Origin of the sequence: Calothrix sp. NIES-2100 (assembly GCF_963875285.1) — a bacterium.
Lineage (GTDB): Bacteria > Cyanobacteriota > Cyanobacteriia > Cyanobacteriales > Nostocaceae > Aulosira.
On sequence record NZ_CAWNLA010000001.1, the window covers coordinates 5,769,914 to 5,782,934 of the forward strand.

Consider the following 13,021-nt stretch of genomic DNA (forward strand, 5'->3'; position numbering starts at 1 on the left):
TTGTCCCCTTGCCCCCCTGCCCCCCTGCTTACCCCAAAACTTTATGTAAGGTATTAAGTAAGACTTGGGCTGTAAAGGGTTTTGCTAGGAATTCTCGGATACCAAAGCTTTTCTTTTGAGCGGGAGATTCATAACTCATCAGTCCACTCATGGCAATAATTTGTACTTTTGGATTCATGCGTTGCAACATGAGTATTGTGCTAGCACCATCCATGACTGGCATCATCATGTCTAATAACACTAGGCTAATGTCATCCATATGTTGAGCATAAAGTGCCAGCGCACCAATGCCATCGCTAGCAGTTAAAATTCTGTAATTATGGCTTTCTAAGGTAGTTTTAGCAATTTCACAAATTGAGACTTCATCATCCACTACTAAAATTAATTCGCCATTACCATTTGGCAGTTCTGCATCAATTACGGCTTTGGTTTCTGTAACTTCTCTACTCGGCAAGTAAACTTTAAAACAGCTTCCTTTTCCTATCTCACTGTTAACCGTCACAAAACCACTGTGGTTTTTAATAATCCCCATGACAGTGGAAAGTCCTAAACCTGTTCCTTTGCCGACTTCTTTGGTAGTAAAAAAGGGATCAAAAATCCGCTCCATAATTTCTGGGGGAATGCCTATTCCTGTATCAGCGATCGCGATCGCTACATAAGAACCTTCTTTAGCATCGACATGCACAGTAGTAGCGTAATTTTCATCAAGCCAAAGGTTTTCAGCACTAATGTGTAAAATCCCTCCATCTGGCATAGCGTCACGAGCATTAACACATAAATTCATCAGCACTTGATGAAGTTGAGTTGCATCGGCAAAAACTGTCCAAAGTTCTGGATTGATGTCAGTTTTAGTTTCAATAAATTTGGGAAAGGTTCGCAGGGCAACCTGCGCTACATCGGAAAGCAAATGCCGTACTTGGACGATGGAACGACTACCTTCAACTCCGCGTGTAAAAGAGAGAATTTGCTGCACTAAATCAGCACCTCGCTTGGCACTATCTTCTAGAATGCGTAGCAGTTGCTGAGTGTTCTCATCCAGGTTGGGGAGTTGGATCGGTAGCAGTTGGGCAATTGCCAAAATCGGAGTCAAGATATTGTTGAAATCATGGGCAATTCCACTGGCGAGAGTTCCCAAGCTTTCCAGGCGTTGAGTGCGGAGAAATTGAGCTTCTAGTTGTTTTTTCTGAGTAATATCAGTACTTATTGTCAAAATTGATTTAGGATTACCAGCTTCATCGCGCATCAGCGTCCAGCGACTTTCGACGATGATATCTCTACCATCTTTTGTTACTTGGTGGAACTCGCCTTGCCATTTATCATCTTTCGCCAAGATTGACTGTATTTCTAGAAATGGTGGTGAAGGTTGCCTAGATTTAAATAATAGTTCAGCGGCATTTTTCCCAAGGACTTCGGCTGTCGTCCATCCGTAAAGACGCTCGGCACCTTTATTCCAAAATAAGATATGATTTTCCAGGTCACGAACTGCGATCGCATCTATGGAAATATCCAAAAGAGCTGCTTGTTCGTAGATTTTCTGTGCTGTTTGCTTGCGATCGGTAATGTCCTCAACTGTACCTACATGACCCAGGAATCTGCCTTCTGTTGAGTACATCGGACTAGCTAGGGCACGCACCCATCGTACCTCGTTTTGGCAAGTCAGGAGTCTGTACTCGCGAACCCAGGTACTTTGTTGAGATACTGTCTGTTGCCAATTTTCAACAACCTCAGAGCGATCGTTGGGGTGAATCGCTTGCGTCCAATCGTAGCCTAAACTCTCTTTTTCACTTAAGCCAGAAATTTCATACCATAAAGGATTAATGTAAGTAACCTGCCCTTGATCATTAGTCTGGAAGATAGCCAAAGGAGCTGAAGAGCAGAGTGTACGGAAGCGGTCTTCACTTTCTTGAAAAGCCTGTTCCGCACTATGCCGTTTGTACCTTTCTTTAGCCTCCCGCAACTCGCGCTCCACCGCCGGCACTAGGCGGGCGAGGTTACCCTTAATTAAATAGTCGTGCGCTCCCGCTTTCATTGCCGCGACAGCAATATCTTCGCCAATGGTGCCGGAGACAATGATAAATGGTAAATCCAGCTTTCGCCGGAGAAGGAGTTTGAGAGCTTCTAAACCACTGAAGCTAGGCAGACTATAATCTGCAATCACAATATCCCATGATTGTTGATTGAGCGCTGCCTCCATCCCATCGGCGGTATCCACGCGAACATAATTCAAAGTGTATCCACCGCGACGCAACTCCCTAACCAGTAGGAGTGTATCATCTTCCGAATCCTCAACAATTAAAACACGCAGGTGGGGGAGCATCTTGACTAACTCTCTAAAGGGGCGGCGCTTCGTTCATTAATAACCAGTACATTCCCAGTTGTCGGACTGCTTCGGTAAATTGAATGAAATCTACAGGTTTGCGGATATAACTGTTGCACCCCAAACTGTAACTATTAATTAAATCTTTTTCTTCACTGGAAGTAGTTAGGACGACTACAGGTAACAAGCTGGTGCGTTTATCTTCTCGTAAGCGACGTAGGACTTCCATACCATCGATCCGGGGTAGCTTCAGATCCAGCAAAATCACAGTAGGTTTAATGTTGATATCTCGGCCAGAGTGAACTCCAGTGCCAAATAGGTAATCTAGAGCTTCCACACCATCGCGAGCTACTACTATTTCATTACTGATGTGATTGCGCCTGAGTGCTCGAATCGCTAAAGCTTCGTCATCAGGATTATCTTCTACCAGCAAAATCATTTTATTGCTCACGCTTCTGCTCCAGCCTCATCTGTTACCAATGTAAAGTAAAAAGTGGCTCCCTGTTCTACAACTCCTTCTGCCCAAACTCGACCACCATGCCGATGCACAATTCGTTGTACAATGGCTAGCCCAATTCCATTTCCGGGAAATTCATCTACTCTATGCAGCCTTTGGAAGGGGCCAAATAACTTGTTGGCGTAGGCCATATTAAAGCCAGCACCATCATCTCGAATAAAGTAAATGGGGATGCCACTGTCTTGAGAAATTGCGCCAAACTCGATTTTAGCTTGATTGTGCTTAGAAGTAAATTTCCATGCATTATCGAGTAAATTTGTCAATAACATGTGCAAAAGTCTGCTATCTCCTTGAGCAGTAAGCCCTGGTTGAATAATACACTCAACCTGTCTGCCTGGGTGAGCTTCCTGTAAATCTGTGCAGATTTCTCTTGCCAATAAACTTAGATCTACAGGTTCTAACTGGATATCGCTACGCATCAACCGCGATAGATTCAACAGATCATCAATCAATTGCCCCATCCGTTGAGTAGCTGACCGAATTCGCCGCAGATAGTTTTGTCCCATGTCATCGAGCTGGTCTTGGTAATCTTCCAGTAAAGCCTGACTGAAGCCATCAATACTGCGTAGAGGGGCGCGTAAATCGTGGGAAACGGAGTAGCTAAAAGCTTCCAGTTCTTTATTTACTGCCTGTAGTTCAATAATTGCTCGTTGTAATCCTTGATTGAGGGAGATAACTGCTTGTTCAGCTTGCTGGCGCTCCAGCACTTCTGCTTGTAAATCGGCAACGAGTTCTGCGTGTTGAAGTGCCACAGATAGATGACTGGCAATTTCCGTGGCAAATTCAATCTCTGTAGCTTGCCATTCTCTTGGCTCGCTACATTGGTGAATGCACAACAATCCCCAAAGATTTTCACTCTGTAACAGCGGTACTACTAAATTTGCTCTAATTTGAAATTGAGCTAGAACTTCGATGTGACAATCACTCAACCCATAATTATGAATATCTGCGGCTGCCTGAATCCGTCCCTGTTGATAAGCAACTGCAAACTGTTCACCAAAGCAGTGGTCATGGATTTTTTGCGCCATAGCCGATGGAAAAGCTGGATCTACATCCTCGGAAACAAATTCGCCATCATCCCAACCTGAATCTGGGTAGAAGCGAAACATCCCCACTCGGTCTGCGACTAAAAGTTGGCGCACCTCAGTAGCTGTAGCTTGAAAAATTGCGTCTAGGTCTATTGATTCGCGCAGGCGAGTAATTACACGGAATAATGTTTTTTGCCGTTGTATCTGGAAATTTGCCTGATTGATTTCATGCTCTAAATTGCGGATTTCATCTCCCAGAATCTGCTTTAGCTCTACAAATGCTGCTTCATCGCGGCATAAATCCCGCAGTCTTGCTAGTGTCTCTGGGTTCATTTTTTTACCTATTAGAGGATGTAATAATGCGCAGAAGTCAAGCTGAACGCTGAAGTATGAAGTATGAAATTACCCCACCGATAAAGGGATGGAGCATGAATTAAGGAAAAACTTATTTTTTTTCGCCCACAAGGGGCGAGGCTCTGACCTTCCCTCACTTCATCCTTCATCCTTTCTTTTGTCAATAGTCAATAGAATTATCTTTCTGGGTTTTTAGCTGTTTTGAATTGTATTAAAATTTACGTATCAAGTAGGAAATTTGGGGGCAATATGAATTACCCCTACGGTAAATCAAGGCTTTTACCTCATGGATTCTTTAAATGCGATCGCTCATTTAATGAACATAGACTAAAGACGTAGGGCACAACAATAATATTGTGCCCCTAGCATGGAAATATTTTTAAATTGCAAATCCCGTCAGAAAACTAACTTGATGCCGTATTAGCAGCTGGTGACGCTTTCACATTTGCTGGAGCGCCACCCATGCGAATCTCTGTTGTGAAAGAAGCCATGCTAAAGCCACCCTGATGTTTTATAGTACTTACTCGCATCCGCAAATTAGGGCTAGCAAACCATAGCCGTTCCTCAGACAAAATATTTTCATATTCTGTTGTTAGGGTCAAAGCTTCATCACTGCCAATCTTATAGCGTCCAGCAACTGGAGCTTTTTGTGTATGACCCAGATCCCAAAGTAACTGCCCTTCATGGGGATTATCGTCATCAGGTACTGAAACTAACACAGTAGTTCCACTATGTTTTTCTTTATCACCTGCTATAGCGCCGTTTCCAGTAACTCTGATACCACAAGCCGCAAGACTTGGGTTAATTGCATATGTTTGACATAGTTTGACGACATCTGGATGATCTGCTGTCAGCATTTCAATGGTGATATTTGACTTACCGTCTTCGGATTGCTTAAAAGCCAACTTATGGCTAGTACGATGGGAAAACCATTTACCAGCGCTCAACTCAAAAAACTCTTCTATATTCATGATTAAAACTCACCTGCATCAAAATGCTGAAAATCCCACTTATTACACGGTAGCAGGAGGCGTTGCCGAAAGGAGTGTGAACTACCCAACCTTGGCTTCGCCTGAAGGTTGGGCTTCTGTACTCAAGGGGGAGTGCCGCAGGTGAGACTTTCGTCCCATCTTTGGTCTTACCTCCCCTCCTACAGCAGAGACGGCTGAACCTTCCGCCTTTAGCATCCTGATTCCCTCTGCTCTAATGTTTATCGCAGCGTTCCCATCTCGGTCATGATGTGCGCCACAGTGGGGACAAGTCCACTCACGAACATCCAGTGGCATTTCACCAATTTGATAGAAGCAATTAGAACAAAGCTTGGAACTGGGGAACCATCTGTCAATTTCCACCAACTTTGCACCTTTGCGTTCTAGCTTGTAGGCTAAGAAGTTGCTAAACGTTCCCCATCCACAATCAGATATTGCTTTTGCTAATTTGTGATTACGAACCATGCCTTTGACATGAAGATTCTCTACTATGACAGCTTGGCTATCGCTGACCAACTTGTAACTAAGTTTATGTAGGAAATCTTGCCTTGAGTTACTAACCCGTTCGTACACTTTAGCGACAACTTTACGATATTTATTTCTTGAATTACTCCCTTTTATTTTACGTGCTAATTTTTTTTGTTTCCGTTTCAGGTTTCGCTCATGTTTGGCGATGTGCTTAGGATTGTCGTATTTAGAAACTTTCTCGCCGTCAGTAACAACAGCAAAGTGTTTCAAGCCTAAGTCAACGCCATAAATCTTGCCCTCCGTAATTGTGGGGGCATCTCCGTCCATTTCAGTCAGGATAGATGCAAAATACTTTCCTGATGGGGCTTTACTGACGGTTACAGTCTTGATTTTCTCCTCAATTGGTCGATGTATTTTGGCTTTGACTATCCCAATATTTCCTGGGAGTTTAACATTGCCATCTACAATTTTGACGTTTTGAGGATACCGGATCGACTGTTTACCGTGTTTAGATTTGAATCTAGGAAACCCTGCCCGCTTATCAAAAAAGTTCTTGTATGCAGTAGTCAGATTGAGTGTTGTAGCTTGTAAAACTTGGCTATAACAATCAGCTAACCATTCTGTATCTTTCTCTTTTTTGAGCTTAGGTAATAGTGCATTGAGTGCCGACTGTCCTAATCCTTTACCCGTTTCTTTGTAAGTGTCAATTGACTTATTTAGAGCGTAATTCCACCACCAACGCGCACATCCAAATGCTTGCGCCAATAGTTTTTCTTGCTCTTTTGATGGGTATAAACAAACCTGAACAGCTTTATGTAGCACTCAATATCACTTCCTTGATTTATATATCTTACTACTATATAAAGTTACCAGTAAAGAAAAACCGGAAAATATTTGGCTACTCCTCATACATCTTTTTCCTTACCAACCTACGGTTGATGATGGTCAAAGATGCAATCGTCGCATCCCTCTCCCTATCCCCACCCTGCACTTTCGGGGTGGGGACTTCCGCGTTACGTTAAATGTTAGGGGGAGGGGGACAAGGGGGACAAGGGAGATAAATGCCCAATGCCCAATGCCCCATGCCCTTGTCCCGCCACAAGCCCAATGCCCAATGCCCATTAGACTATTGACTATTTATTGCTTCCAGCCGCTCAAGAGAAATTCTCGCTGCTTCAGCGACGTGGGAATGGCTATCTTTTTCTAGGTATTTCAAGGCTGAGACACTCTTGGGAGTGGGAAGATTACCTAAAGCTTCTGCAAGACGCTGGCGCACTAACCAATCATCTGATTGGGCGAAGCGGAGGATTAGATCTACAGACTCAATGTCTTTAATTTCTCCTAATGCCGCGATCGCAGCTTGTTGTATGACAATTTCTTCACTATCGAGCGCTTGCACAAGAATCGCATGGGCACGCGGATCTTTAATATTGCCCAAGGCAACTGCTACACTAAAGCGTACTAGCCAATCAGTATCTTCATAAAAAGTTCTTGCTAGTATCTCAAAAGCTCTGGCATCACCTAAATATCCTAAAGCGCCAGCGGCATCGGCTCTTATACCATAATCTGGGTCATTTTCGAGAATTTTTACTAAAAGCGGATAACTTTCTGGCGTTGGTTTAACTCCCAAAGCAAAAATTGCCATCGATCGCAGTTGCAGAGAGTCGTCATTCAATACCTTTTTAATTAAAGGTAGAGCATCTTCAGACGCAACATGGCGCAGATTAGCCAGAGCTACCATGCGATCGCGCAAATTGGGACTTTCTAATTGAGCAGAAATTTCTTCTAAGCTTAAAGCAGTCATTATGATTAAAGCACTTTCTTTACTTATCTTTACTTTACAAAAGTACTCCCAAAAAAGGACACCTTTTCCTTGGGCGGTTAACCAGACATGAATTGGTAGGGAATGGGGAATGGGGAATGGGGAATGGGGAATGGGGAATGGGGAATGGGGAATGGGGCATTGGGAATGGGGCATGGGGCATTGGGCATTGGGCATTGGGCATTGAGCATGGGGCATTGGGCATTGGGCATTGGGCATTGGGAAAAAAACTGCCCACACTCCCCCTTGTCCCCCTTGTCCCCCTGCCCCCCTCCCCCCAGACTACTACCTACTTCACCGCCAAGGTCTTACTTGTTGCCGATGACAAGCGGAACTGAAAATTGATGCAATAAATACTAGTTTTGACCAGCAGTACCCATGACAAACCGCGTTTTGATTCTTGGAGGTAGGGGGCGGATTGGTAGCAGTGTTGCTCAGGATCTAGCCACCCACACTCAGGCAGAAATTACGATTACTGGACGTTATCCAGTGGCTGAAGGAAACGAAGATGCCAAGTGGCTCAGTAGCAAAAATAACTGGACTTTAGGAACAGGGGTGCAGTTTTTAGTGTTGGACTTGGTGGAAGTTGACAAACTGCGGCAGGCGATCGCAAACTCGGATTTAGTCATTCACTGTGCTGGTCCTTTTCACTACCGAGATACTCAGGTTCTGGAAATTTGCATTGAACTAGGTGTTAATTATCTAGATGTCAGTGACCACCGTTCCTATACTAGTAAGGCTTTAAGTTATAACGAACAAGCTGCTGCTGCTAATGTCACGGCAATTATTAATACGGGAATTTTCCCCGGTATTTCTAATAGTATGGTACGGCAATGTGTCGAGCAATTCGATCAAGCCGAAAAAATTCATTTGAGTTATTTAGTCTCCGGTTCTGGTGGCGCTGGTGTCACAGTTATGCGGACAACTTTTTTGGGGTTGCAGTATCCTTTTGAGGCTTGGATAGATGGCAATTGGCAATTAGTTAAACCATACAGCGAGAGGGAAGATATTAGTTTTGCATCACCCTATGGAAATACTGGAGTTTACTGGTTTGATATGCCAGAAACTTTCACCATGCCCCATTCTTTTCCATCTGTGAAGACTGTAATTACCAAATTTGGTTCAGTCCCCGATTTTTATAATCATTTGACTTGGATAGCAGCCCATATTTTCCCGAAATGGTTAATGCAGCGTCGCAGTATGATTGAATTTTTGTCTTATGTCAGTCATTTTATGACGGATGTGACTAATGCTTATACAGGAATTGGGGTAGCAGTGCGTGCAGAAGTCACAGGACAAAAAGATGGGAAAACAGCCGTTTATTGTGCAAATTTAGTTTATGAAAATACCGCTCTAGCTTCTGGTTGTGGGACAGGTAGTATTGCCCAATTATTACTTGAAGGTAAATTAAAAAAACCTGGAGTTTATCCTGTAGAAGAGGCACTACCTACAGATTTGTTTGTGGAAACAATGAACAGCCGAGGAATTAAAATTAATAGTAATTGGGTGAAAAGTTAGTTGTCAGTTGTCAATGGCAGATAATTGCGATCGCTCTCCAAATGGTATCCATAGAGAAAGCGATCGCTGATTAGATTGATTATTAAGCAACCCGCTCAATTGGCGATTATTTTTTTACAAATTTTTGCGTGTAACTACTTCTGTGTTAGCTGAGGCTAAATTTGATTGTTAAAAAAGTGTCAAAACCCATCTACAAACAACCGACAAATGACTATTGACTATAGACTATTGACTATGGACTATTAAATATTGACCCACGAAGCGCAATAAATCTTTCTTTGTGATGAAGAATTTCCTTGTTAAAGAAATTAGTCTTCAAAAAGACAGATTAGCATGGAAGATTTCTGCAATGGGACAAGATATTTTTGAGTTACCAGCGCCGCCAATTAACTCAATTGTTGGGCATTTAGTTGATCTCGGAGAAGATCCATTAGGCTTTCTCTCCCGTTGTCGTGATTATGGTGATATTGTTCCGTTACGCTTAGGATTAACACCCGCTTGTTTGCTAACTAATCCTGAATATATTGAAGAAGTACTAAAAAATCGCGAGACTTTTATTAAAAGCCGTGGCTTTCGGGTATTAAAAACTTTACTGGGTGAAGGGTTGTTAACCGCAGAAGGAGAATCTTGGTTTTGGCAACGTCGCCTAGCTCAACCTGTGTTTCACCAAAAGCGGATTAATGAATACGGCCAAATAATGGTAGAGTATAGCAACCGTATGTTGCAAGCTTGGCATGATGGCGAAATCCATGATATTCATGCAGATATGATGCAGCTGACTTTGGCGATTGTCATGAAGTGCATTTTTAGCGCCGATGTTGATGCAGGTGAAGCCAAAGTGGTTGCTAATGCCTTAGATGTGGCAATGCACTGGTTTGAAAGTAAGCGCAGGCAAAATTTTTTAGTGTGGGAATGGTTTCCTAGACCGGAAAACATTCGCTATACTCATGCTGTGGCGGAAATGGATGCAGCTATCTACAAACTAATTAGCGATCGCCGTCAGAGTAGCGAAAAAACCAACGATTTACTCTCGATGTTGATGGAAGCGCGGGACGAAGAAACTCAGCAACAAATGGACGATAAGCTGCTACGAGATGAAGTAGCAACTTTAATGCTAGCAGGTCACGAAACCACCGCTAATACTTTATCGTGGACATGGATGCTGTTATCGCAACATCCAGAAGTGCAAGAGAAACTCTCTGCTGAGTTAAACCAAGTTTTACAAGGAAAGTTGCCCACAATTCAAGACCTGTCTCGCTTACCATACACCCAGCAAGTGATTAAAGAGTCGATGCGATTGTATCCTCCAGTATCGCTGATAGGGAGAGAAGCCACACAAGATACCACAATTGGCGATTACGAAATCTCCCAAGGTACGACGATTATGATTAGTCAGTGGGTAATGCATCGCCATCCGAAATATTTCCCCAATCCCGAAGCCTTCCAACCAGAACGCTGGACAGAAGAGTTTGAGAAGCAACTACCCAGAGGCGTATATTTTCCTTTTGGTGATGGCCCGCGTATTTGTATTGGTAAAGGCTTTGCGCAAATGGAAGCAGCTTTATTATTAGCTACCATCGCCCAACGCTTTCAAATCGAATTAGTACCAGGGTTCCCGATTGTACCCCAACCCTCAATTACACTGCGCCCAGAATATGGTATTAAAGTCCAGATTAAGGAGATTGCAAATCAAGCTTCTGTACCTGAACAAAAGCAAGTACCTGTGACTCGATAAACTCCAGTATTGGGAAACTTGCATATTGGAAAAACCTAATTTTTCCTTACTCCTCCCTGTCCTCCCAAGAGAGGGAGGTTGGGTGGGTAAGGTTTGTCAAATTCACTTAATAATAAATGCTGGCTGATTAAGCTATAAAACTTATCAGGAATTCGGGATTAAGCACTAGATTTCTAGTGTGTAATAGTGTGGAATTCCTGCAACGTGTAGAGGCGAAACCGATGGCTTGGATTTACCTGGTGATTGCTGGTTTACTTGAGATGGGATGGGCAATTGGTTTGAAGTATACACAAGGATTTACCCAGCTTGCTCCTAGCATCGCTACTGTTACTTGTATGGTAGTGAGTTTCGCTTTCTTGTCAATAGCACTCCGCACACTACCAGTAGGTACAGCTTATGCTGTCTGGACTGGAATAGGAGCAGCCGGTACTGCTTTTTTGGGTGTAATTCTGTTTGGAGAACCTGCTGAGATCAGGCGCTTTTTCTGCATAGGCTTAATTATTGCAGGCGTGTTGGGACTCAGGCTGGTCTCCTCACATTAGCTTCAGCATCATCTGTGATCTTGAGGTTTTAAGTAAGTAAAATGGCTTTTCACCTACTAAGGGACTTCCAAATAAAAAAATATTCCAATCATTAACCTACCAAACCCGCAACTCGTAGGGGCGGGGTTACCCCCATTGGTGTCAACTTAAGTTAAAAGGCTTATCCCACAGGCATTTTACCCCACCCCTCAATCCCCTCCCCGTAAACGGGGAGGGGAAGTTTTGCGTTAGCAAAGCTGGGGTGGGGTGACGCGGATCGTGATGGTAGGTGAGATAATTCGGTCATCACGTCTTGGCAAGGGTTTCACGTTAAGTTGACACGTATGGGTTACCCCGCCCCTACAATTTGGCATAATTTATTTTTTGGAGTTCCCTAAAATTAGCTTTATGTATTTTTTGATTGAAGAATCGCCCTCACCAGTCGCCAAAATGTAAAGTTTTGACTAAGTGCGATCGCTCTATTCGCAAAATTTTGCCCTGAATAAATTTGTAGTGGGAGCATCTTGCTCCCTAATGTACAGTCAGCCCTCTAGAGAGCCAGCACTACAAAAAAATAAATTTACACATTTGAGATGCTCCCAATATCCTCAACCGAGCAGCCGATCGCCCCTGATTTGCGTTCTTTGCGATCGCAAAACTCAATAATCTTCATCTAAAACTACTACCAAATCTTAGCAAAGTGCGATCGCCTGTCCTAGGCGAAGAGATTTAAGCAGCGATGGGGAAATTGCTAAGTACGATTTGATCGCATTCCCAAAAAGTAAAATTTGGCAGCCAAGGCTGTATCCTCAAAGAGGGGTATTCTGCATTTATAAACTGCTTTATGTCTGCTGGACAAAAACTGCGTCAGTTATTGGCGCGTCCTGAAATTATTGTGATTCCTGGGGTTTATGACTGTCTAGGTGCTAAACTAGCCGAACAGTCAGGTTTTGAAGTAGTAGCCACCAGTGGTTTTGGGATTGCTGCTTCTACCTTGGGTGTACCAGACTACGGTTTGATCACGGCTTCAGAAATGCTCTACAGTGTAGGGCGAATTGCTCAATCCATAAGTGTGCCTTTGATTGCTGATTTAGATACTGGCTATGGTAATGCCTTGAATGTGATGCGCACTGTCAAGGATGCTGTACAGTTGGGTTTGGCTGGGATGCTGCTAGAGGATCAGGAATGGCCGAAAAAGTGCGGACACTTTGAAGGTAAGCGAGTCATCCCCCTAGCAGAACACGCCGGCAAAATCCGCGCCGCCGTAGAAGCCAGAGGTGATAGTGGTTTAGTAATTATTGCCCGTACCGATGCGCGCGCGCCACTGGGTTTAGAAGAAGCGATCGCCCGTGGTCGAGCTTACATAGCAGCAGGTGCAGATATACTGTTTGTAGAAGCGCCCCAGTCTGTGGAGGAATTAAAAGCGATCGCCGCTGCTTTCCCAAATGTGCCACTAGTAGCTAATATCGTTGAAGGTGGTAAAACTCCACAGATTTCTGCTGCTGAACTACAGCAATTAGGTTTCAAAATAGCATTTTTCCCTGTTACTGCTTTGTTGGCTGTCACCAAGGTAATGACTGCTTGCTTTGCTCACCTCAAAGCCCAGGGAAGCACCGCGAATTATTCAGAATTAGTTGACTTTCACGATTTTCAAGCACTGATTGGTGTCCCTCAATATCTGCAAATTGAAAAGAAGTTTGCAGCGGAAAATTACACACCAATTTCTGACAAAATTTAGACAGAATTCAAAAG

At 43.5% G+C, this 13,021-nt stretch carries 10 protein-coding genes; 4 read left to right on the forward strand and 6 right to left on the reverse strand.

Features of this window, described 5'->3' with window-relative positions:
- Positions 1-28 precede the first annotated feature (28 nt).
- From AACU32_RS23475 to AACU32_RS23500, 6 genes are all read right to left on the reverse strand, one after another.
- Positions 29-2,317 (reverse strand): hybrid sensor histidine kinase/response regulator, encoded by a 2,289-nt coding sequence (locus tag AACU32_RS23475; protein WP_096603636.1) that lies wholly within the window; start codon positions 2,315-2,317, stop codon positions 29-31.
- A gap of 13 nt (positions 2,318-2,330) precedes the next feature.
- A complete protein-coding gene (locus AACU32_RS23480; protein ID WP_096603637.1) occupies positions 2,331-2,756 on the reverse strand; it encodes a response regulator in 426 nt (141 codons plus the stop codon).
- An 8-nt stretch (positions 2,757-2,764) separates the two neighbouring features.
- Positions 2,765-4,195: a GAF domain-containing protein gene (locus AACU32_RS23485; RefSeq protein ID WP_096603638.1), complete on the reverse strand. Its 1,431-nt coding sequence runs from the start codon at positions 4,193-4,195 to the stop codon at positions 2,765-2,767.
- Positions 4,196-4,620: 425 nt separating this feature from the next.
- Positions 4,621-5,187, reverse strand: a complete 567-nt coding sequence (locus AACU32_RS23490; RefSeq protein ID WP_096603639.1) for a phycobiliprotein lyase — start codon at positions 5,185-5,187, stop codon at positions 4,621-4,623.
- An 81-nt stretch (positions 5,188-5,268) separates the two neighbouring features.
- Positions 5,269-6,495 carry an RNA-guided endonuclease InsQ/TnpB family protein gene (locus AACU32_RS23495; protein ID WP_096603640.1) on the reverse strand — a complete coding sequence of 409 codons (1,227 nt, stop codon included), beginning with the start codon at positions 6,493-6,495 and terminating at the stop codon, positions 5,269-5,271.
- Positions 6,496-6,799: 304 nt separating this feature from the next.
- Entirely contained in the window at positions 6,800-7,477 is a 678-nt protein-coding gene (locus AACU32_RS23500) for a HEAT repeat domain-containing protein (protein ID WP_096603641.1), read from the reverse strand.
- A gap of 396 nt (positions 7,478-7,873) precedes the next feature.
- Between AACU32_RS23500 and AACU32_RS23505 the strand changes: the two genes are divergently transcribed.
- From AACU32_RS23505 to AACU32_RS23520, 4 genes are all read left to right on the forward strand, one after another.
- On the forward strand, positions 7,874-9,013 hold the full coding sequence (locus AACU32_RS23505) for a saccharopine dehydrogenase family protein (RefSeq protein ID WP_096603642.1): 1,140 nt from the start codon (positions 7,874-7,876) through the stop codon (positions 9,011-9,013).
- A 349-nt stretch (positions 9,014-9,362) separates the two neighbouring features.
- Positions 9,363-10,748, forward strand: a complete 1,386-nt coding sequence (locus tag AACU32_RS23510) for a cytochrome P450 (RefSeq protein WP_096608141.1) — start codon at positions 9,363-9,365, stop codon at positions 10,746-10,748.
- Between the two features lie 188 nt (positions 10,749-10,936).
- Positions 10,937-11,290, forward strand: a complete 354-nt coding sequence (gene sugE, locus AACU32_RS23515; RefSeq protein WP_339378205.1) for a quaternary ammonium compound efflux SMR transporter SugE — start codon at positions 10,937-10,939, stop codon at positions 11,288-11,290.
- Between the two features lie 823 nt (positions 11,291-12,113).
- Complete coding sequence (locus tag AACU32_RS23520; protein WP_096603644.1) at positions 12,114-13,007, forward strand: isocitrate lyase/PEP mutase family protein; 894 nt, start codon at positions 12,114-12,116, stop codon at positions 13,005-13,007.
- Positions 13,008-13,021: the final 14 nt, after the last annotated feature.

Coding starts and splice junctions, on each gene's coding strand:
- AACU32_RS23475 (WP_096603636.1), bottom strand. CDS start 2,317: ATGCTCCCCCACCTGCGTGTTTTAATTGTTGAGGATTCGGAAGATGAT.
- AACU32_RS23480 (WP_096603637.1), bottom strand. CDS start 2,756: ATGATTTTGCTGGTAGAAGATAATCCTGATGACGAAGCTTTAGCGATT.
- AACU32_RS23485 (WP_096603638.1), bottom strand. CDS start 4,195: ATGAACCCAGAGACACTAGCAAGACTGCGGGATTTATGCCGCGATGAA.
- AACU32_RS23490 (WP_096603639.1), bottom strand. CDS start 5,187: ATGAATATAGAAGAGTTTTTTGAGTTGAGCGCTGGTAAATGGTTTTCC.
- AACU32_RS23500 (WP_096603641.1), bottom strand. CDS start 7,477: ATGACTGCTTTAAGCTTAGAAGAAATTTCTGCTCAATTAGAAAGTCCC.
- AACU32_RS23505 (WP_096603642.1), top strand. CDS start 7,874: ATGACAAACCGCGTTTTGATTCTTGGAGGTAGGGGGCGGATTGGTAGC.
- AACU32_RS23510 (WP_096608141.1), top strand. CDS start 9,363: ATGGGACAAGATATTTTTGAGTTACCAGCGCCGCCAATTAACTCAATT.
- AACU32_RS23520 (WP_096603644.1), top strand. CDS start 12,114: ATGTCTGCTGGACAAAAACTGCGTCAGTTATTGGCGCGTCCTGAAATT.